General features: G+C 39.8%; 23 protein-coding genes. 7 read left to right on the top strand and 16 right to left on the bottom strand.

All coding sequences use genetic code 11. The features are described 5' to 3' along the window. Nucleotides 1-88 precede the first annotated feature (88 nt). A complete protein-coding gene (gene polA, locus GGQ60_RS18260; protein ID WP_183767017.1) occupies nucleotides 89-2,893 on the bottom strand; it encodes a DNA polymerase I in 2,805 nt (934 codons plus the stop codon). A gap of 153 nt (nucleotides 2,894-3,046) precedes the next feature. Here polA and GGQ60_RS18255 point away from each other — a divergent pair, with 153 nt between their 5' ends. After that, nucleotides 3,047-3,730 carry a hypothetical protein gene (locus GGQ60_RS18255; RefSeq protein WP_183767016.1) on the top strand — a complete coding sequence of 228 codons (684 nt, stop codon included), beginning with the start codon at nucleotides 3,047-3,049 and terminating at the stop codon, nucleotides 3,728-3,730. Between the two features lie 45 nt (nucleotides 3,731-3,775). On the opposite strand, the gene GGQ60_RS18250 is transcribed toward GGQ60_RS18255, so the two are convergent. Next, nucleotides 3,776-4,363 carry a DNA-3-methyladenine glycosylase I gene (locus tag GGQ60_RS18250; RefSeq protein ID WP_183767015.1) on the bottom strand — a complete coding sequence of 196 codons (588 nt, stop codon included), beginning with the start codon at nucleotides 4,361-4,363 and terminating at the stop codon, nucleotides 3,776-3,778. Between the two features lie 179 nt (nucleotides 4,364-4,542). Beyond that, nucleotides 4,543-4,896, bottom strand: a complete 354-nt coding sequence (locus GGQ60_RS18245) for a carboxymuconolactone decarboxylase family protein (protein WP_183767014.1) — start codon at nucleotides 4,894-4,896, stop codon at nucleotides 4,543-4,545. A 50-nt stretch (nucleotides 4,897-4,946) separates the two neighbouring features. Here GGQ60_RS18245 and GGQ60_RS18240 point away from each other — a divergent pair, with 50 nt between their 5' ends. Continuing rightward, a complete protein-coding gene (locus GGQ60_RS18240) occupies nucleotides 4,947-5,306 on the top strand; it encodes a hypothetical protein (protein ID WP_183767013.1) in 360 nt (119 codons plus the stop codon). Here GGQ60_RS18240 and GGQ60_RS18235 read toward each other — a convergent pair. After that, nucleotides 5,296-5,628, bottom strand: coding sequence for an MGMT family protein (locus GGQ60_RS18235; RefSeq protein WP_183767012.1), 333 nt, complete (start codon nucleotides 5,626-5,628; stop codon nucleotides 5,296-5,298). The two genes, GGQ60_RS18240 and GGQ60_RS18235, sit on opposite strands and share 11 nt — an antisense overlap. Next, nucleotides 5,628-6,278: a tRNA (guanosine(46)-N7)-methyltransferase TrmB gene (gene trmB / locus GGQ60_RS18230; protein WP_183767248.1), complete on the bottom strand. Its 651-nt coding sequence runs from the start codon at nucleotides 6,276-6,278 to the stop codon at nucleotides 5,628-5,630. The genes GGQ60_RS18235 and trmB overlap by 1 nt, the downstream gene beginning before the upstream one ends. A 112-nt stretch (nucleotides 6,279-6,390) precedes the next feature. On the opposite strand from trmB, the gene fcl reads away from it, so the two are divergent. Together fcl and GGQ60_RS18220 are read left to right on the top strand one after the other, a co-directional pair. Continuing rightward, nucleotides 6,391-7,317, top strand: coding sequence for a GDP-L-fucose synthase (gene fcl, locus GGQ60_RS18225; RefSeq protein ID WP_183767010.1), 927 nt, complete (start codon nucleotides 6,391-6,393; stop codon nucleotides 7,315-7,317). A 115-nt stretch (nucleotides 7,318-7,432) separates the two neighbouring features. Then, nucleotides 7,433-8,365: a hydrogen peroxide-inducible genes activator gene (locus tag GGQ60_RS18220; protein WP_183767008.1), complete on the top strand. Its 933-nt coding sequence runs from the start codon at nucleotides 7,433-7,435 to the stop codon at nucleotides 8,363-8,365. 114 nt (nucleotides 8,366-8,479) lie between these two features. Here GGQ60_RS18220 and GGQ60_RS18215 read toward each other — a convergent pair whose 3' ends face one another. The 5 genes from GGQ60_RS18215 to GGQ60_RS18195 all read right to left on the bottom strand — a co-directional run bounded on the left by GGQ60_RS18215 (nucleotide 8,480) and on the right by GGQ60_RS18195 (nucleotide 11,281). Further along, the gene (locus tag GGQ60_RS18215) at nucleotides 8,480-8,722 is read right to left on the bottom strand and encodes a hypothetical protein (RefSeq protein ID WP_183767006.1); all 243 of its coding nucleotides are present in this window, start codon (nucleotides 8,720-8,722) and stop codon (nucleotides 8,480-8,482) included. Nucleotides 8,723-8,751: 29 nt separating this feature from the next. Next, the gene (locus GGQ60_RS18210; protein ID WP_183767004.1) at nucleotides 8,752-9,207 is read right to left on the bottom strand and encodes a hypothetical protein; all 456 of its coding nucleotides are present in this window, start codon (nucleotides 9,205-9,207) and stop codon (nucleotides 8,752-8,754) included. Nucleotides 9,208-9,302: 95 nt separating this feature from the next. Beyond that, entirely contained in the window at nucleotides 9,303-9,911 is a 609-nt protein-coding gene (locus GGQ60_RS18205; protein WP_221235991.1) for a superoxide dismutase, read from the bottom strand. Between the two features lie 243 nt (nucleotides 9,912-10,154). Next, nucleotides 10,155-10,622: a nucleoside deaminase gene (locus tag GGQ60_RS18200; protein WP_183767002.1), complete on the bottom strand. Its 468-nt coding sequence runs from the start codon at nucleotides 10,620-10,622 to the stop codon at nucleotides 10,155-10,157. A 323-nt stretch (nucleotides 10,623-10,945) separates the two neighbouring features. After that, nucleotides 10,946-11,281, bottom strand: a complete 336-nt coding sequence (locus GGQ60_RS18195; RefSeq protein ID WP_183767000.1) for a tRNA-binding protein — start codon at nucleotides 11,279-11,281, stop codon at nucleotides 10,946-10,948. Nucleotides 11,282-11,468: 187 nt separating this feature from the next. Between GGQ60_RS18195 and GGQ60_RS18190 the strand changes: the two genes are divergently transcribed. From GGQ60_RS18190 to GGQ60_RS18180, 3 genes are all read left to right on the top strand, one after another. Next, a complete protein-coding gene (locus GGQ60_RS18190; protein WP_183766998.1) occupies nucleotides 11,469-12,950 on the top strand; it encodes a xylulokinase in 1,482 nt (493 codons plus the stop codon). 123 nt (nucleotides 12,951-13,073) lie between these two features. Next, on the top strand, nucleotides 13,074-14,405 hold the full coding sequence (gene xylA / locus GGQ60_RS18185; RefSeq protein ID WP_183766996.1) for a xylose isomerase: 1,332 nt from the start codon (nucleotides 13,074-13,076) through the stop codon (nucleotides 14,403-14,405). Between the two features lie 125 nt (nucleotides 14,406-14,530). Next, nucleotides 14,531-16,198 carry a sodium/sugar symporter gene (locus tag GGQ60_RS18180; protein ID WP_183766995.1) on the top strand — a complete coding sequence of 556 codons (1,668 nt, stop codon included), beginning with the start codon at nucleotides 14,531-14,533 and terminating at the stop codon, nucleotides 16,196-16,198. Between the two features lie 488 nt (nucleotides 16,199-16,686). Here the strand turns inward: GGQ60_RS18180 and GGQ60_RS18175 are convergent, their stop codons facing one another. The 6 genes from GGQ60_RS18175 to GGQ60_RS18150 all read right to left on the bottom strand — a co-directional run bounded on the left by GGQ60_RS18175 (nucleotide 16,687) and on the right by GGQ60_RS18150 (nucleotide 21,297). Then, a complete protein-coding gene (locus GGQ60_RS18175) occupies nucleotides 16,687-17,067 on the bottom strand; it encodes a hypothetical protein (RefSeq protein ID WP_183766994.1) in 381 nt (126 codons plus the stop codon). Between the two features lies 1 nt (nucleotide 17,068). Beyond that, entirely contained in the window at nucleotides 17,069-18,304 is a 1,236-nt protein-coding gene (locus tag GGQ60_RS18170; RefSeq protein WP_183766993.1) for an ABC transporter permease, read from the bottom strand. Between the two features lie 83 nt (nucleotides 18,305-18,387). Continuing rightward, nucleotides 18,388-19,026, bottom strand: coding sequence for an MBL fold metallo-hydrolase (locus GGQ60_RS18165; protein ID WP_183766992.1), 639 nt, complete (start codon nucleotides 19,024-19,026; stop codon nucleotides 18,388-18,390). Between the two features lie 38 nt (nucleotides 19,027-19,064). Beyond that, nucleotides 19,065-19,652: a gliding motility lipoprotein GldD gene (gldD, locus tag GGQ60_RS18160; RefSeq protein WP_183766991.1), complete on the bottom strand. Its 588-nt coding sequence runs from the start codon at nucleotides 19,650-19,652 to the stop codon at nucleotides 19,065-19,067. Between the two features lie 54 nt (nucleotides 19,653-19,706). Further along, a complete protein-coding gene (locus tag GGQ60_RS18155) occupies nucleotides 19,707-20,450 on the bottom strand; it encodes a shikimate dehydrogenase family protein (protein WP_183766989.1) in 744 nt (247 codons plus the stop codon). Nucleotides 20,451-20,529: 79 nt separating this feature from the next. Continuing rightward, entirely contained in the window at nucleotides 20,530-21,297 is a 768-nt protein-coding gene (locus GGQ60_RS18150) for a phosphosulfolactate synthase (RefSeq protein WP_183766987.1), read from the bottom strand. Nucleotides 21,298-21,320 lie beyond the last annotated feature (23 nt).

Here is a 21,320-nt window from a genome sequence, read left to right as displayed (position 1 = left end):
GAAGTTTTAATGAAGATAACCAATATTTTTTATTTTATTAAAATATTGGTTATGGTAAAGTTAACAGGATTACACTAATGCCTTCATCTTAATGCGCCGCCAGCCAGTTATCTCCCTCTCCGATTTCTACTACAATAGGCACGGTTAATTTAATGGCATTGGCCATTTTATCCTGGATAATGGCTTTCATTACCTCTTTTTCGGCACGAACTACATCAAACACCAACTCGTCATGAACCTGCATGGTCATGGTTGATTGCAAATTTTGTGCTTTCATCTCTTTATGAATATTGATCATGGCGATTTTGATCATATCCGCTGCAGAGCCTTGTATCGGCGCGTTAATGGCATTTCGTTCCGCAAATCCCCTTACAGTCTGGTTGGCTGAATTAATGTCCCTTAAATAGCGGCGTCTGCCCATTATGGTTTCTACAAAACCATTTTCGCGGGCAAAGTTCATGGTATCGCTCATGTAACGTTTAATGCCAGGATACTGGATGAAATATTGTTCAATAATTTCGGCAGCTTCTTTACGCGGAATACCTAAATTCTGCGACAAACCAAAAGCCGATTGGCCGTAAATAATGCCAAAATTAACTGCTTTTGCATTTCTACGCTGCGTAGCATCAACCTCTTCAATACTTACTCCATATACTTTAGCTGCTGTAGCCGTATGGATATCGATCCCTTTGCTAAAAGCATCGAGCATATTTTCTTCTTTGCTGATTTCGGCGATGATGCGTAATTCAATCTGCGAATAATCGGCCGATAACAGGATATGGTTTTCATCTCTTGCAATAAAGGCTTTACGTACCTCCCTTCCCCGCTCGGTCCGGATCGGGATATTCTGTAAATTTGGGTTATTAGAGCTCAACCTGCCCGTAGCCGCCACGGCCTGGTTATAAGAGGTGTGTACCCTGCCCGTTTTAGGATTAACCATTAGTGGTAAAGCATCAACATAAGTTGATTTAAGCTTCTGTAACTGGCGGAAATCTAAAATATCCTGTACAATGTCACTTTTGCTTGCTAAGGCCGTTAAAACATCTTCCCCGGTCTGATACTGGCCTGTTTTGGTTTTTTTGGCCTTGGGATCAAGCTGAAGTCTATCAAACAACACCTCGCCGAGCTGCTTTGGCGAGGCCAGGTTAAATTTAACCCCGGCCTTATCGTAAACATTCTGTTCGAATTTGACGATTTCGGTTTCGAGCTCTTTGGAATAAGACTTTAAGGTTTCAATATCAATACGTACACCTTCCTTTTCTATATCTGCCAATACATATACCAAAGGATTTTCAATTTCTTCGGCCAGTTTGGCGGCATTTACCTCTTTTAATTTTGGTTCAAAAATGTGAGCCAGCTGTAAGGTTACATCGGCATCTTCAGCGGCATAATCTACCACTTCGGTAACCGGAACATCACGCATGGTACCTTGGTTTTTGCCTTTTGCACCGATCAGCTTAGTAATCGAGATGGGCGAATAACCCAGGTAATTTTCTGACAATACATCCATACCATGGCGGGTATCGGGATCAATCAGGTAGTGGGCCAGCATAGTATCGAAAAGTTTTCCTTTTACTTCGACTCCATACCACTTTAAAACCAGGATATCGTATTTGGTGTTCTGACCAATTTTCTCTATGCCCTCATTTTCCAATACCGCTCTAAACTCATCAACAATTAACTGTGCTTCCTCTCTTTCTGCAGGAACCGGGATATAATAACCTGTGCCTGGTTTTATCGAGAAAGATAAACCTACCAAATCGGCCATGTTAGCATCAGTACCTGTGGTTTCGGTATCAAACGAGATCCGTTTTTCGGCCAGCAAAAGCTTGATTAAATCTGCACGTTTTTCAGCGGTATCAACCAATTGATAATCGTGTTCGGTATTTCCGATGTTTTTGGATGGAAGTTTCTCCGCCGGTTCTTCTTCAAGCGTATTGGTATATTGAATGGTCTCACCAGGCTGGTTGCCGAACAGATCGGTTTGGGTCCCTTCCTGAAAACGTGCCGTAGTAACTGAAAATTCATCGCCAAATACCCTGCGCCCTAAAGTTCTGAACTCCAGTTCTGTGAATAAAGGCTCCAGTAAGTCGCGGTTGGGGTCGCAAAGTTCCAGGTTTGCTTCATCCAGTTCAACGGGAACATCCAGTAAAATAGTTGCCAGTTTTTTAGAGATCAATCCCTGTTCTGCAAAGTTTTCTACGTTTTCGCGCTGCTTGCCTTTTAATTCATGTGAGTTGGCAATAATATTCTCTATCGAACCATACTGTTTAATCAGGGCTTTTGCTGTTTTCTCGCCAATACCCGGGATACCCGGAATGTTATCAACAGCATCGCCCCAAAGGCCTAAAATATCGATTACCTGTAATACATTTTCAATCTCCCATTTGGCCAATACCTCTTTTACGCCCAATATTTCCATATCGTTACCCATACGGGCAGGTTTGTAAATGAAGATATTTTCTGAAACCAACTGCGCAAAATCCTTATCGGGAGTCATACAATACACCTGATAACCTTTGGCCTCGGCTTTTTTGGCCAGTGTACCAATAATATCATCGGCTTCATACCCATCAGAAGTAATCACGGGGATGTTGAAACCGGTAATCAGTTTAATTACATAAGGCATTGCAGCCGCCAGATCTTCGGGCATGGCCTGGCGTTGAGCCTTATAAGCCTCAAAGGTCGTATGCCTTTCAGTTGGTGCTTCTGTATCGAAAACAACTGCGATATGCGTCGGTTTCTCTTTCTTCAGCACATCAAGCAGGGTATTGGTAAAGCCCATTACTGCCGATGTATTGATGCCTGTTGAGGTAAAACGCGGATTTTTACTTAATGCAAAATGCGCCCTGTACATGAGCGCCATACCGTCTAGAAGAAAGAGTTTTTTCATATTATGATTTCACTGATTAAATGATTACACCTTTTGCAGGTGAAATCACCGATAAATTAATCAAAGTTAATAATCTATAGAACTATAACATTAAATTTTATGAACTGTATCTTAAAACCTGTTAAATTGCGTTGTTTTTAAAATCTGATAAACATGAAAAAAGTCATAGCCCTGTTATTACTGATTTTTGCATCGGCATCTGCCATTTTTGCGCAGGATTTTATTGTTAAAAACAATGATGATGTGATACGCGGAACCATAAAAGGCACCGATTATTTTTCGGTTTTCATTAGCGCCAATGATGAAGCGGACCTAATTTTACCTGCTAAAGAAGTGAAAAATTTCTTTTGGAACGGGAACAGCTTTGTGAGCAAGGGTTTTGCAAACGGACGCAATTTCGAATACCGTTTTGTTAAGGTAATCGAAATGGGAACGGTTAATCTTTACTCTTTTGGCGGAGGAACTCTGATTCCACCAGTGAAAGAGAAAAAGGTAAAATTCAGGCCATCAATTGGTATTGGAACAGGAACAGGTGGTTTTGGCGGCATGGGTATGGGCGGCGGTATCAGTATTGGCGGTGGACAAAATTCTGTACCTGAAAAACCGGCAGGAGCACCTGTTGTGCGCTACTTTATCGAAAAACCAGGAGCTGGCCCGTTACAGGAACTTCCTATGAAAGCCATTACCGAAGATTCCAAAAAGCTGGCGGTTAAAAATATCCTGTTGCAGAAAATGGGCGATCAAGCAGATCTGAAAGCCAAAATAGAAATGGGAACGGAGTTTGACAGCCGTGATGTGGTGGAATGGGTAAAAGAATATAACGCAACTAAGAAATAAAGGGGATTAAAGGATCATTTAGGAAAAAACAATCTAAACGCCTGGTTACCTTGCACAGCAGGTTAACAGGTGATCATTAACCATTCCGGTTGCCTGCATGTGTGCATAACAGATGGTGGTGCCAAAAAATTTAAACCCTCGCTTTTTCATGTCTTTACTGATTTGGTCAGACAGTTCAGTCCTTGGCGGGACATCAGACATTTTCTTGATCTGATTTTGTATCGGCTTGCCGCCTGGAACAAAACTCCACATATATTTGGAAAAACTACCAAACTCCTTTTGGATCCCGATAAACAACCTGGCATTAATAATAGCGCCATTTATCTTTAAGCGGTTGCGGATAATACCTTCGTCGTTCATTAACCTTTCTACATCTTCATCGGTAAAAGCAGCAACTTTTTGCACGTCAAAACCGGCAAAAGCCTTACGGTAATTTTCGCGCCTGCGGAGAATGGTAATCCAGCTCAAACCCGCCTGCGCACCTTCCAGTATCAAAAACTCGAACAGTATTTTATCGTCATAAACGGGCTTCCCCCATTCCTCATCGTGGTATTTAATGTAGAGCGGATCGGAAGTGGCCCAGGAACAGCGTATTTTTGAGTCCTTAGTATTAAGTCCAGAGTCTTGAGTCATATTATGCGAATTTTGCAGTGGTTATTTTAAGTTAGGTTTGCTTCAATATTTGTAAACAGCTCAATGAAAATCTCCAATGGCGACCGTCACCCTGAATTTATTTCAGGGTCTTTATTGCAAGTTAATTTTCAAAAAGATGCTGAAATAAATTCAGCATGACGTATGCGTTAATAACAACACTAAACTCCGAACTCAGAACTTAGTTCATCCCAATACTCAACAGCTCTTCTATAGTGTGGAATTACAATGCTACCGCCCACAAGATTGGCGACCATAAAGATTTCGTTCATTTCGTCGTTATTTACCCCCGCGTCGAAACATTTGCCCAAATGATATTTGATACAGTCATCACAACGCAAAACCATTGAGGCCACCAGGCCCAGCATTTCTTTGGTTTTAACATCGAGGGCGCCATCAGCATAGGAGGTGGTATCTAAAGCAAAAAAACGTTTGATGTTTGTATTTGCCGTTTCCATAATCCTATTGTTCATTTTTTCGCGATAGCCATTAAATTCTTCTACAAGCTTTCCCATATTTTAAATCTTTTTTAACTGTTATTTGTTAGAATTATAAACATTTGATTATGAAAATGATATCTCCAAAATTTCATGCCGTTTTAGATTACCTGCTCGTCATGCTTTTATTGGCTTCGCCTGATCTTTTTGGCCTTTCTAAAACCGCTGCAACACTGGCTTACGCGCTGGGTATCATTCATTTTATATTAACGATAAGCACTAATTTTAGCGGGGGAATTTTTAAAATCATTCCTCTTAAGCTGCACGGCCTTATCGAATTTTTCGTCAGCATTATACTTGTTATTTTAGCATTTACGCTGTTTAAAGGGAATTTAGTCGACGAAATTTTCTACGCTTGCTCAGGCTTATTGATTTTGATTATTTTTACCCTTACTGATTATAAACGAAGTTTACCCATTATATTGTAATTTCTTCCAATGGGTTCCAGAATACCATTTTAAAATTGACCACTTTATCATTCTTAACTTCAACTCCTTCCTGTCTTAACAGCTCTTCCATTAGTTCAGGTGGTTTAAAATGAAATTTTCCGGTAAGGAGGCCGCTACTGTTTACTACACGGTGAGCAGGTACCTTGGGGTGGGCAGTACCCGCATAAAGCATGGCATGACCAACCATTCGCGATGATTTGGCTGCCCCCAAACTTTTGGCAATTGCCCCATACGAGGTTACCCTGCCTTTCGGAATTAAGCGGGCAATCTCATAAACCTGTTCGTAAAAGTTGGTATCCATTATTCAAAAGAAAACTGAATATAGTTAATATTTTTATCGTGTAATAGGTATTTCTTCTCGTAATAGGTTTTAATTGACAGCACATCGTCAACCAGATCAGAAGTGTATAAATGATCGGTGTTCTTATGCACCAGCAAACTTAATTCTGCAACTTTTTCGCAGGTATAAGCGTATAACTGGTCGTTATCTGTTTTTAAATTAACCTTCCCTCCGGGTTTTAAAACCATTTTATACCGGTTCAAAAATGCAGGAAAAGTTAACCGTTTTTTCTCACGGCTATCCTGTGGTTGAGGATCAGGAAAGGTAATCCAGATTTCGTCAATTTCTCCTTCATTAAAATAATCAAGGATATTTTCGATCTGAATCCTTAAAAACGCAACATTGTCTATTTGCTCTTCAATAGCGGTTTTAGCACCACGCCAGATGCGGTTGCCCTTATAATCGACCCCTATAAAATTTTTGTCAGGGAACAACCTGGCCAGATTTACCGAATATTCACCTTTTCCACATGCCAGTTCGAGCACGATTGGATTTTCATTTTTAAAATGTGCTGAAGCCCAATTGCCTTTTAAGGCTTTTCCAGCATCTAATTGATATACGTTTGCAAATGTTTCGATTTCTGCAAAACGCCTAAGTTTATCTTTACCCAAAAGTTTTTTCTGCAAAAATACAATTAAATCAATAACCCATGTTTCTTTTGTCCGAAAGATTAATGTCAATCTTGTTTAAGAATCGTATTTTTGTTGCCTATAAAAATTTACTGTGGAAAAAGAAGCTAAGATATATGTAGCAGGCCATCGTGGTATGGTAGGTTCGGCCATTTACCGTAAACTGCAAAAAGAAGGTTACAAAAATATTATTACCAAAACTTCAGATGAACTGGATCTCCGCAACCAGCAGGCAGTTACCGATTTCTTTGCACAAGAAAAACCGGATTATGTTTTTCTTGCAGCAGCAAAAGTTGGTGGCATTGTAGCAAACAATACGTACAGAGCCGATTTTCTTTACGAGAATTTAGCGATCCAGAATAACGTTATCCATAATGCTTATGTAAATAAGGTTAAAAAACTGATGTTTCTCGGCTCAAGCTGCATTTATCCTAAAATGGCACCACAGCCCTTAAAAGAAGATTACCTTTTAACGGGAACTTTAGAGCATACCAACGAGCCTTATGCCATTGCAAAAATTGCAGGTATTAAAATGTGCGACGCTTACCGCGATCAGTATGGTTGTAATTTTATCTCGGTAATGCCAACCAATTTATACGGCTTTAATGATAACTACCATCCCCAAAACTCACATGTTTTGCCAGCTTTGATCCGTAAGGTACATGAAGCAAAAGCAAACAACGAAAAAGAAGTCGTGGTTTGGGGATCCGGCTCACCTATGCGCGAATTTTTATTTGCTGATGACCTGGCCGATGCCTGTTATTTCCTGATGCAGCACTATAACGAACCGCACCTGATCAACATTGGTACCGGACACGATTTAACGATTAAAGATCTCGCTTTATTAATTAAAGATGTACTGGGTTTTAAAGGCGAATTGATATTTGATACCAGCAAACCCGATGGAACGCCACGTAAATTAATGGATGTTAGCAAACTTCATCAATTAGGCTGGAAACATAAAATTGAATTACCCGAAGGTATTGCAATGGCATACCAGGATTTTGAAAGCCGGTATTGAGAAAGCAATGAATGAGAGGGTGATTGAAGATTTTAATTACGGCTTCATCCTCTCCTTTAATAATTTTATATAGGTAAAATTTATATATTTGTTTTAATAAATAAGTTTTACCTATATGACCCTAGTTCAGCTAGAATATATCGTTGCTGTTGATACCTACAGAAGTTTTGTCACCGCTGCCGACAAGTGTTTTGTAACCCAACCTACCTTGAGTATGCAGATACAGAAGCTTGAAGAATTAATCAATGTTAAAATTTTCGATAGGAGTAAACAACCTGTAAGCCCCACCGAAATTGGCGCACAGATTATTGCCCAGGCCAGAATTATTTTACAGGAAAGCGGAAAAATAAAAGAACTGATCAGCAGCCAGCAGCAGGATATTTTGGGAGAACTCAGAATAGGTGTAATCCCAACGGTTGCACCTTATTTATTACCGGAGGTAATTTCGTCTATGCTGGAGAAATATCCTGAACTGAAACTTTTAATCTGGGAATATACTACTGAAGACATCATCCATCATTTAAAAACCGGTGTATTGGATTGCGGAATTCTGGCTACACCCTTAACCGATCCGAATATTACCGAAACGCCATTATACTACGAGAACTTTGTAAGCTACATTAGCAAAAACAGCAAGCTTTATAAAAAGAAAGCAGTTGATGCCGAAGACCTCAACAATGAAAACATCTGGCTTTTAAACGAAGGGCATTGCATGCGCAATCAGGTATTAAACATTTGCCGGTCTACAAAAAACAACCGCTTACCGGGTTTAGAATACAATACCGGCAGTGTAGAAACTTTAGTGCGAATGGTCGATTTAAACGGAGGCGCAACCTTACTCCCTGAGTTAGCGATCGCTGAATTAAATGCTAAGCAGACCACTAAAATCAGGCATTTTAAATCTCCTGAACCTGTACGCGAAATCAGCCTGGTAACCCATAAAAACTTCATCAAGAAAAGAATGCTCAATGCGCTAAAAGACGAGATTTTGGAGATTATCCCCAAAGCCATGAGGCAAAAAAAGAAAAAAGATGTGGTTGGGATTTAGGTTGCGTTGCAAATTTCAGTAGACTAAACGATGGGATAAACCATAAGTTTTAATGGTGGTCTTCATTGCAAGAAGCAACGCCCCCTTTTATCAGGAAGATTTTCTACAATGGATTTATTTCACCCTTGGAACTAATCCTTTGTCTCTATCCACATGATCTGCCAGCTTATAGCTTTTTGCAGCAGGATTTTTATCTTCCAAAAAGATCAGGATGATCAGCGAAATAATGGGGATTAAAAAGGAAATCAAAAACCAGAACCAGAATTTACGCCCGGTTCTTTTGGCTAAAAAACCAGCCAGTAACTGGGGTGACAATAATAGCCCTAGTACAACCACACCGAGGATAATTTCAGGCATCTGCTTTTATTGAAGGACGACTTAAGCCATTATGGATTTTGTTTTTCTACCGGAGGCGCAGACAGTAACCCTTTAATATCGCTCTGTACTTCTTCCTCTTCGCCTTTTTTCTTTTTCTTGTTTTTAGGGCTTTTTCCGCTTAAACGTTCCTCGATAACTTTATCGTACTCAAGTTGTTGCTCAGGCCTTAAAACGTTACGGATATTTTTAGTGGTTTCGTTCTGCAGTTTATAGAATTTATCTACATCTTCTTCTTTCGAATTACCTGCCTGTTGCCTTTTAATTAATTCGGCTTGTTCTTTAGCCTGGTTGTAGGTAAAACTATATATCACACTTTTTTGCGTGCCATTCAGTTTTAATCGCTTATCCAGATCTTCCACATTCTTCTGTGCAATTTCTGAAGGTGTAGGCATTTTATTCTGTTGCGCACGCACCAAACCGTTTATACCAACCAGGAATACCAATAAAATTACAAGCCTTTTCATGTTAACTATTTAATGTATGCGAAGTTACTTAAATATCTTAAAACAAGAAAGTCCCGGTTTACACCAGGACTTCCTAAAATTTTATCGGGTTTTAATTACAATGCTTTTTTGTAAAGCTCAGCAACGGCATCCCAGTTAATCACGTTCCAGATTGCGGCTAAGTAATCCGGACGTTTATTTTGATATTTTAAATAATAGGCGTGCTCCCAAACATCGATACCTAAAATTGGTGTTCCCTTTACTTCTGCAATGTCCATTAAGGGGTTATCTTGATTTGGAGTAGAAGAAACCTGAAGTTTTTTATCAGCACCAACCGATAGCCAAGCCCAACCAGAACCGAAACGGGTAGCACCTGCTTCTTGTAATTTGGTTTTAAGATCGGCAAACGAACCAAAAGTTTCGTTAATTGCCTTGGCTAAATCGCCGGTTGGCTCGCCTCCTTTGTTTGGACCTAAAATGTTCCAGAATAAAGAGTGGTTATAGTGACCACCACCATTATTTCTAACAGCAGCAGGGAATTTTGAAATGTTTTTTACAATTTCCTCGATGCTTGAACTTGCTTCTGGTTTACCTTCTAACGCCTTGTTTAAGTTGGTAACGTAAGCCTGGTGATGTTTATCGTGATGGATTTCCATCGTAGTTTTGTCGATATGCGGTTCTAATGCATCGGTTGCGTAGTGTAACGCAGGTAATTCAAAAGCCATAATATTTATGTTTTAAGATTTAAAAATGTTTCTTGTAGCAAATATAACATTAGAACGTTAAGATTTGTTCATGTTATTATCATCAAATCGTTTTCCGGGTTAATGTTGGAAAGCTGAAAGGGTTAAAAAGTTGGAAGGTTCAGGGCGGTAAATCAAGCCGTTTTTTATGAAGATTACAATTTAGTCAATAGTTAATGGACGATAGTAAAATAGCCTGCTCGCCTGTGAACTATAACCATTAACTCATCTTTTCTTTGCAAAGAAACCTTTCATCAGTGCTCCACACTCCTCTGCCATTACGCCACCTTTTAACACCGTTTTAGGATGGAGCAGATTTGCATTTTTAGAAATAAAACCTCTTTTCTCTTCGCGGGCGCCGTAAACGATCCGGCCGATCTGTGTCCAGTAACTTGCACCGGCGCACATTACACAAGGCTCTATGGTTACGTAAAGGGTACAATCCCGTAAATATTTTGCTCCGATGGTTTGCGCAGCAGAAGTAAAAGCCTGCATTTCGGCATGCGCAGTAACATCATTAAAGCGTTCGGTTAAGTTATAACCGCGACCAATAATCCTGTTTTTACTGACCACGATGGCGCCTATCGGAATTTCATCTTCGGCCAAAGCTTTCTTGGCTTCTTCCAAAGCTAATTTCATGTAATGAAGGTCTTCTTCCCCCGGATCGGTATTTTCGAAATTGTAAAAACTCATTGGGCAAATATAAGGTATAATGCGGAAAGACCCCGTAAGTTTGAAAGGGCGGCAGAAAGGCAAGCCCTTACAAGTTAAAGGATAAATTTTGTTTAGGTTTTAGAGTGCAACACGAGTGCTCATCGGTTACTGCGGTCCTGCTTTCCATTCCAAGTCCGCACTCGTTCCTCGCTTGCGTGCTTTCCACTTCAATCAGGGCTATTTTCCCGCAGATCGGCGCTGATGAAAGCTGCAGAATTTAACATTTTAATTTGCTTAAATCTGCGTCGATCTGCGTGTCTTATCTTTAAATCTGGGGGGGGGGAAAATGAGAAATATGCTTACTAAATCAACTTACTTCCGTTCGGCACCTTGCTTTGTACAGCTGCTAACACAATATCGCCGTTTTCATCGGCAAAGCCGGTTACTAAAAATTCGGACATAAATTTGCCGATCTGCTTTTTAGGAAAGTTAATCACCCCTATGATCTGTTTTCCGGGTAATTCTTCCAATGTATAATGTTTCGTAATCTGTGCACTGCTCATTTTAATGCCAAATTCACCAAAATCCACCTTTACCTTATAGGCTGGTTTCCGGGCTTCAGGAAATTCGAAAGCCTCTAAAATAGTACCCACTCTTAATTCAACCTTTTCGAAATCACTCCAGGTAATCTGTTCCATAAACAATTAATGTATTACCGGCAAAAATATAAATTATTCGCTGGTAGTTTAAAATAAGATAAAATACAATTCAATTCAAACGGTTGCATAAAAATCAAAGAGATTTTGTAAAAAATTTGCGTTTTATATTTTTACACCTATCTTTATGCAACCGTTTGCATAACCAAATATAAAATAACTTAAAAGCATGTACTTATTAGGAATTGATTTAGGAACCTCATCTATAAAAGTTGCAGTTGTTGAAATTGCTACGCAAAAAAATGTAGCCACAGCTCAATACCCTGAAGAGGAAACGGCGATCAAATCTGTACAATCGGGCTGGGCAGAACAATCACCCAATGATTGGTGGCAAAATGTTCAACAGGCCATTTTAAAATTAAATTCAACCGGCCTGTTTGATCCTAAAGAAATTAAAGCCATTGGTATTGCTTATCAAATGCACGGATTGGTTGTTGTAGATAAAAACAAAGAGGTGCTCCGCGACAGCATTATTTGGTGCGACAGCAGAGCAGTTGAATTGGGCAATGGTGCTTTCGAGGCAATCGGTCATGAAAAATCGTTAAAACACCTGCTAAATTCCCCCGGGAATTTCACAGCCTCAAAACTGGCCTGGGTAAAAACAAATGAACCGGAGATTTACAACCGCATCGATAAAATCATGCTGCCGGGCGATTTCATTGCCATGAAATTAACGGGAGAAATTACAACCAGCATTTCTGCGTTATCGGAAGGCATTTTTTGGGATTTTCAAAATCACGAAATTTCTGAAGATGTGATGAATTATTATGGCATTTCGAACGACCTCATCCCAACTGTGAAACCGCTGTTTTCGGAACATGGCTATTTAACTGCCGATATTGCCGGCTCCCTGGGTTTAGCAACCGGCATTCCTGTTGCTTATAAAGCGGGCGATCAGCCGAACAATGCACTTTCCTTAAATGTACTAAAACCCGGTGAAGTTGCAGCAACGGCCGGAACATCGGGCGTAATTTACGGCGTGAGTGATGAGCTTACCTACGACCAACAATCGAGAGTAAATACCTTTGCGCATGTAACCTATTCGGAGGAAACAAAGCATACCGGAGTTTTACTTTGTATTAATGGTACCGGTAGCATGTACCGTTGGGCCAAACATAATTTTGCATCCCAGGCTACCTATGCTGATCTGAATATCCTCGCATCAAAAGCACCGATAGGCAGTAACGGTTTAAAGGTACTTCCTTTCGGAAATGGTGCAGAGCGGATGTTAAACAACCAATATACGGGTGCGGAGTTTTTGGGTATTGATTTAAACCTCCACAATCAATCCGATATCTTCAGGGCTGTACAGGAAGGAATTGCTTTTTCTTTCCGTTATGGATTGGATATTATGCGCGAAAACGGCATGCAGCCTAAAGTAATCCGGGCCGGAAGGGCCAACCTTTTTTTAAGTGATCTATTTGCTCAAACTTTTGTAGATGTTACAGGCATTCCGGTTGAACTTTATGAAAACGACGGTAGTGTAGGTGCAGCCTTAGGTGCGGGTATAGGTGCCGGAATTTTTAAAACTACCGAAGAAGCTTTTAGCAAACACAATGTAATTAACACTTTAACACCCCAACATTCAGCTGGTTATGAAGCCATCTACCAGGATTGGAAAGCAATATTAGAAAAACAATTAGCAAGATAAATTTGGTTTATGGCTCACGGTTTAATAGTTCCTAGATCAGTTGGTTATAAGTTATCAGCCAAAGACCATGGATTAATAAACTATAGGCCATGAGCCATCAACCCCAACCAAAAAACAAAAAACATGACAAAAGTAGTAACAGGAGCAACGGAATTTTTCAAAGGCATTGATCAGATCAAGTTTGAAGGTCTGGAAAGCCATAATCCATTAGCATTTAGATGGTATGATGCCAACAAGGTAGTAGCGGGTAAAACCATGAAGGAACATTTTAAGTTTGCCTGCGCTTACTGGCATTCATTTAATGGCAACGGTGCCGATCCGTTTGGAGGTGCAACGCATATTTTTCCTTGGGATGAAAAAAAAGATGCAGTAGAAAGAGCAAAAGATAAAATGGATGCAGCATTTGAATTTATCACTAAAATGCAGATTCCATATTACTGTTTCCATGATGTGGATGTAGTAGATTATAGCGACGATGTTGTCGAAAATGAACGCAGGTTACAGGCATTGGTTGAGTATGCCAAGCAAAAACAGGCAGAAAGTGGTGTAAAATTACTCTGGGGAACCGCAAATTTATTCAGCCACAAGCGCTACATGAACGGGGCAGCAACCAATCCGGATTTTCATGTACTGGCACATGGGGCTGCACAGGTTAAAGCCGCTTTAGATGCTACAATTGCCCTCGGTGGGGAAAATTATGTTTTTTGGGGAGGAAGAGAAGGCTATATGAGCTTGTTGAACACCAACATGAAACGTGAGCAGGAGCATTTGGCAAAATTCTTACATGCCGCTAAAGATTATGCACGCAAGCAGGGCTTTAAAGGAACATTTTTTATCGAGCCAAAACCATGCGAGCCTTCTAAACATCAATACGATTACGATGCAGCTACAGTAAAAGGCTTTTTACAACAATACGATCTGTTGGCCGACTTTAAATTAAATTTAGAAGTTAACCATGCCACCCTGGCCGGCCATACTTTCCAGCACGAATTACAGGTGGCCGTAGATAACGGTTTATTGGGTTCTATCGATGCAAACCGTGGCGATTATCAAAATGGCTGGGATACCGATCAATTCCCGAACGACATTAACGAATTAACGGAAACCATGCTGATTATTTTAGAAGGTGGTGGTTTACAGGGTGGAGGTGTAAACTTCGATGCAAAAATCCGCCGTAACTCAACCGATCCGAAAGACTTATTCTATGCACATATCGGTGGTATGGATATTTTTGCCAGGGCATTGATCACTGCGGATGCCATTCTCCAAAAATCTGATTACAAAAAAATAAGGGCCGACCGTTATGCTTCATTTGATAACGGAAAGGGTGCTGAATTTGAACAGGGTAAACTTAGTTTAGAAGACTTGAGGAATTACGCTGCAGAAAATGGCGAACCAGAGGTACGCAGTGGAAAGCAAGAATATCTGGAAAATTTAATTAACAGGTACATCTAATTGCAGGCTAAAAGATTAGGTTGCAAAATAATAAATGTCAATTTAACATTTTATAACAAAAAAATTTGAAGATTAAATAATGATTTTACTACATTTAGCCCTCTAAACCAAATAACTTATCTTAAATGAAAATCACAGATTACATTATTTTTCTCGCCTACTTTGCGATTGTAGCAATTTATGGTTTTTGGATTTACCAACGTAAGAAGCAAAAGCAGATGAGCAGCAAGGATTATTTTCTTGCAGAAGGTTCACTCACCTGGTGGGCGATCGGTACTTCCTTAATTGCCTCGAACATTAGTGCCGAGCAATTTGTAGCCATGAGTGGCGATGGATTTAAAATGGGATTAGCTATTTCCACCTATGAATGGATGGCTGCTGCAACATTGGTAATTGTTGCTACCTTTTTTATTCCGGTATATCTTAAAAACAAGATTTACACCATGCCACAATTTCTAAGTCAACGTTACAATGGTACCGTAGCCATGATTATGGCGGTATTCTGGTTGTTACTGTACGTTGTGGTAAACTTAACCTCCATCTTATACCTGGGTGCTTTAGCGGTAAGCAGTATTTCGGGTATCGGCTTTTGGTACTGTATGATGGGCCTTGCCATTTTTGCTGTAATTATTGCATTAGGCGGTATGAAAGTAATCGGTTACACGGATGTAATCCAGGTAGCGTTTTTAATTTTTGGCGGTTTAGCAACTACGTATTTAGCACTTAATTTGGTAAGCGATCATTTTGGTGGCCACGGCGTATTGGATGGTTTATCGTTCTTGAGGGAAAAAGCACCGGATCATTTCCATATGATATTTAAGAAAGACAGTGCCAATTATGCTTCATTACCGGGTATGACGGTACTGCTAGGGGGGATGTGGATTGTAAACCTAAACTATTGGGGCTGTAACCAGTACATTACCCAGCGTGCTTTAGGAGCTGATCTAAAAACGGCCAGGGCGGGTATTTTATTTGCGGCCTTCTTAAAGCTTCTGATGCCACTAATTGTGGTTTTACCGGGTATCGCCGTATATATGTTGTATAAGGAAAACACGGGTATTGATGTAAATTCAATGATGCCTGGCGGAGAACTTCGTCCGGATAGGGCATACCCCACTTTATTAAATATCTTGCCTACGGGATTAAAAGGTTTATCTTTTGCCGCTTTAACCGCAGCAATTGTGGCCTCATTAGCCGGCAAAATCAATAGTATTTCTACTATTTTTACTTTAGATATTTTCAAGAAACACATCAATTTGGAAGCCAGTGAGAAAAAATTGGTAAGAACCGGACGCTGGGTGGTAATTGTGGCCATGATTATCGCAATCGCCATTTCACCTTTCCTCGGTATCGACAAAAAAGGTGGTTTCGAATTTATACAGGAGTATACCGGTTTTGTAAGCCCGGGTATTTTTGCCATGTTCATATTGGGATTCTTCTGGAAAAAGACCACTTCGAATGCAGCCCTGTTTGCTACTATTGGAGGGTTTGGTTTATCAGTATTGTTGAAATTCTTACCGGGCATGATGGATTTGTCTTTCCTTCACGATTTCGGATTCTCGGTAGCCAATGCAGATGGAATTTACGAAATACCTTTCTTAGATCGAATGGGCTTTGTATTTGTAATCTGTATTATCGTAATGGTTGCCATTAGTCTGTTCGAAAATAGCAAAGGCGATAAATCTAATGGTTTAGAGGTAGATGCAAGCATGTTTAAAGTTCATCCTTCGTTTGCCGTTGGATCGCTTTTAGTATGTGGAATCTTAGTTGCACTTTACTCCATTTTCTGGTAAAAAAATTAAATTCAAGAATAAGCAAAAGGCTCGCAACGAAAGTGGTGAGCCTTTTGTATTTGTATACCGGCAGGTATCAAACCATCGCCGAGCTACCGGAGCTTAAAAGGATAATAGTTGAAATGCGCCGTTTAAGTCAGCATAAACAGGAATAAAGGCGCTTGCAAAGGCAAACCTGTAATAGGAGCAAAGACCGTTCAAAAATAGCCCTGATTGATGCATAAAGCCCGCAATCCCGATTTTTCATCGGGAGAGGATTTGGAGTAAAAAGCAGGCTACCGTAACCGATAAGACATGGTTACTGCGCTACTAAGCGTATAAATAAATTAGCTGTGTGTTGGCAACAATAATTTACTTAAGCTATTGTTCATGCTTAATTATGCTTGCTTTGGCCGGTGAAACATCAAATAGGCAGACCAATTAAAATACAGAGGAATGGCTCATATAGAGATGAGCCAGGGCATTTGGAGCTTATTCAATTTTTTTAATTACTGTGCACAAGGCCCATCAGGGATTTCTTTACTGATCTTAAGCACTTTCATCACCACTAAGGTTGAATCGAAATCAGAAGAAACAGCCGTATCCGATTTGGTAAAATAACCTTCCAATTCTACATATACCGGTTCGTATGGCTTCTCAAAACCCAGATTGTTGTAAGAAAGCTCCAGGTTCTTCACACTGTCTGTAACCCAATATTCCCGGTTATCCTCGCACAAGGTAAAAGATTTCATTTCAGGACCAAAACTATACAAACCTTTAACCTTTATCAGGTTACTTTTTTCTCCCTCGGCCTTATCTTTTCTATTACAAGCTGTAGCAGCTACGCCAAGGAGCACAACAAATACAATTGCCTGTTTAAATAACTTCATTTTATATAGTTTGATTAATTTGATCTATCTTTTTAACACTTAAACTGGATGACAAAGCGGATGCCAAAAATGAGAAGATACCTACGGTAACAAAAACTAAAACGAAATCTTTCCACTTTAATCCAATTGGATAAGAACTTACAAGGGTTTTGTTTACTTCATCGCCCATCTTAATAAGACCGTAAGTGTGCTGAAAATAATAAAATATAAGACCAATAATTAAACCAAGCACACAACCAGACATGGTAATCATCATGCCCTCAAATAAAAATATACGTTTGATTAATGTTTTCCCTGCACCCAAACTGCTCAGAATGGCAACATCCTTTACCTTATCTATTACTAACATGGTTAACGACCCTATGATATTAAATATAGCAATAATCAGGATAAAAGTAAGAATAATATAAACCGCCCATTTTTCGGTATTTAAAATATGGTAGAGCGATTTATTCTGCTCAGCCTGATTCCTGACTTCATAATCCTTTCCGGCCTTTTCGATCACCTCTTTTTGAAATTCATCAACATCCACTTTTGGCTGCAGATTGATCTCTATTGAAGACACATTTCTTTCTTCGCCCAAAAGTTCACGGGCAAATCCTATCGGTACAATGATGCCATTATCAAAATCCTGCTGCACTTCAAAAACACCGCTTACCCGGATGTTCTTCATCACGAAATCGTCGGCAGGATTTAAGGTATTCACAGCAATATCTTTCTTTGGCGAATAGATTTCCAATTCGGTAAAGGGATCAACAACATTAACGGCTAAATAACTTTGTAAGGCAGAACCAATTACCGCATTATCGCCGCTCCTGTTATGCAACAGAAAGTGGCCTTCTTTAATGGTACTATCCAACCTGGTGTTTTTCAGATAATCTGAACTTACCCCCTTAACCATTCCGACAGCTTGCTTATTGTTGTATTTTAGCAAAGCGTTTTCCTGCAGCACCTCGGTAAAAGTGGCAACCGCTTTGTTTTTTCTGAGCGCATTAAAATAAGGCGTGTTTGGATCAAAAGTTTTCCCTTTAGCTGGTGTAATGGCAATTTGCGGGGTAATGGTATCGAACATGTTGAGTACCACTGTTTCTAAACCGTTAAATACCGACAGGATAATAATCAATGCTGCGCTACCAACCATTACACCGATCATCGATATTCCCGATATCAGGTTAATGGCATTGGTAGATTTTTTAGCAAAAAGATACCTTTTGGCAATATAAAACGATGTATTCACAGCGGTAAAGATAGTTAAAATGTAAAATGGATGCGGTAAGATGGAAGATGGGTAAAAAACCTTTCTGCATCTTACATTTTACATCAAAAAAACGGGTTATGTTGTTTTTCAAAACCAATGCTTGTGGCCGGTCCGTGGCCAGGATAAACCCTGGTTTCATCTGGTAATACAAAAAGCTTATCAGAAATGTTTTGAATTAATTGCTGATGGTTACCACCGGGAAGATCGGTACGGCCTATGCTGCCATAAAAAAGCACATCGCCACCTATTAAAATATGATCGGCAGCATTGTAAAAGCATAAATGTGCGGGCGAGTGGCCAGGGGCAAAGATCAGGCTTAACGTGCTATTACCAAATGATATTGTTCCGCTTTCTGGTAAAAAAGTATCCGGTTGCGGAGAAATCTCATACCGGGTAAAACCCATTGATGGCGCATAACCCGGAACTGCATTTAAAATCGATAATTCGCCTTCATGAAATTGTGGTTTTAAGCCATAAGTATCAAAAATAAATTTATTTCCAAACACATGGTCGAGGTGGCAATGGGTATTTAATAATAAAACGGGTTTAAGGTTTTCCTGTTTAATAAAGGCTGCCAGTTCGTTTTGCTCATACCCCTCATACATGCCCGGATCTATAATGACACACGCTTTGGTTTCATCATACAGGAGGTAAGTGTTTTCGCTATATGCATTAAAGGTGAAGGTTTTTACTGTAATCATACGTTTTTAGAAAAAATCTGATAAACCACCAGAAGGATTTAATTTTTCCACTTAAAAGTGGCAATCAGGGTATCGATATCCTGTTTAATAAATTTAACAACGGGTGCTATCGAATCGTATTGTGGCCGCTCATTAAAATATAATGCTCCCCTAAAATAATGTTTCGTACTATCGGTTAAAAAAAACTGTACAGATGATGCGGTATTTCCCTCTATGGCATAATAAATACCATAAACCTTGTGCTCAGGATAGTGGATAATCCTCTGATCGATGGCACTGGCTTTTATGGTATGTTTAAAAGCAAGTTTCCGCGCATCTTCTACCATTTCATCATATTCGCCTTTGCCCGATACATCATAATAAGTTAAATGTAAAAAGCCATTAAACTGCTTAAAATGTAAATTGTACCAGTTTTTTTGGGCATCGCGGCTTTTATCCTGCTCTATTGCTGCATAAGTGGGATATTTAAAAGCAAAGGGAACGGGCCTTGAAAACGAAGTATAATGTTTTTCAGGGAATACAATCCTGAAATAAGCCCTGGGCTTCGGGCTGTAATCGTGGTTTTGGCAGGCCATTAGAAAAAAAAGCAGTACAAAAGGAACACAGATCAGTTGTTTTAGTTTCATAACATGTTATCAAAGATTGCCTCGCCGTTCCTACCGCAATGACGATAGTTTAAATTATTTATTCCAGATTGCCCACGCTTTTTCGGCCTGTTTATATAGCATTTCCAACCCGTTTTTAATCGCCGCACCCTGTTCGGCAGCTTTTGCCAAAAATGAAGTTTCCAGCGGATTATATACTAAATCGTAGGCCAGGTGCTCTGGCCCGAGCAGGCTGTAATCAATTGGTGGAAAGGTATCAATATTTGGCGACATTCCTAATGGGGTGGTATTGATCAGCAGTTTGTGCGAAGCCAAAATTGCCGGAGTAACTTCGTTGTATAGGATAGCACCTTCAACAGGTTTACGTACCACCACCCGGTATTCGATATGTAGCTTGTCCAAAACGTATTTTACCGCCTTTGCCGCTCCTCCATCGCCAAAAACCAGCGCTTTTACGTGCTGCGGACCTAATAAGGGCAGCAGGGATGCTTCAAAACCGTAAGCATCGGTATTATATCCTTTTAAGTAATTTTCGTTTTCAAAATTTTTAATGGAAATGCAGTTTACGGCACCGATCTGCTCGGCGGCTTCATCTACTTCATTTAAGTAACAAAGCACATCTACCTTATGCGGAATGGTTACATTTAAGCCGCAAAGCGATGGGTTTTCGCTCAGGAGATCAGGCAGCGATTTAATATCTTCGATCGGAAAAAGCTCATATTGATGATCGGTTATCCCCTCATTTAAAAACTTTTCGGTAAAATATTTTTTAGAAAAGGAGTGAGATAAAGGATATCCGATTAAACCGTATGTTTTCATATTAGTATAACAAGCAAACCTTACAAGTTTTTGAAACCTGCAAGGTTTATTATGCGCTTCGCAACGACAAATGTTGTCTTTATTTTACTTGATTCAGGAAATAGTCAAAAGTATCGCCACGTAGTCCCAAGCGAATGGTTTCTAAGGGGATTACTTCGGCCGGGGCAATATTACCAAGGTTTACATTGCTACCGATTAACTTAATAAACCAAACCTGCTGTTCTTTTTGAGGGGCTTCCCAGATAATGGTTTCTTCCGGAATCTGTGTTAAAATTTCATCCACCAATCCTTCACGTACTTCGCCACTTCCACGGTAAATACCTACATTACCACCTTCGCGGGCTTCGGCAATTACTTTCCACGATCCGGCTTCGATTTCGGCCTGCATTAATTTAATCCATTTGTATGGCGCGAATATTTTAGCTGCATCTTTACTTCCTACCTCCGATATTACGGTTACCTGTTTAGAAAGCTCATTGATAAAACTACATTTTTTATCGTGTTCAATATCAATAGAACCGTCAGAAACTTCTGCATATTCCATTCCGTACTCATCTAAAACACGTTGATAATCTGAAAATTGATTGCGGATGATAAAGGCTTCAAATAATGTTCCACCAAAATAGGTTGGGATGCCTGCACTTTTATATAACGCTAATTTTTCTTTGAGGTTTGGGGTTACGTGCGATGTTGCCCAACCTAATTTCACGATATCGGTATGTATGCCTGCCACCTCAATAAAATCTTCAACCTGGCGTAGGCTTAATCCCTTATCCATAACCATTGTTAAGCCTTTTTGGCGTGGTTTACCTGGACGTTCGGGAACGTTTAATAATGGATAATTCATATGCGTACAAAAGTGAAAAAAAT

It is taken from the genome of Pedobacter zeae, from assembly GCF_014196715.1.
Taxonomy (GTDB): domain Bacteria; phylum Bacteroidota; class Bacteroidia; order Sphingobacteriales; family Sphingobacteriaceae; genus Pedobacter; species Pedobacter zeae.
This window is presented reverse-complemented; position numbering and strand designations above follow the sequence as displayed.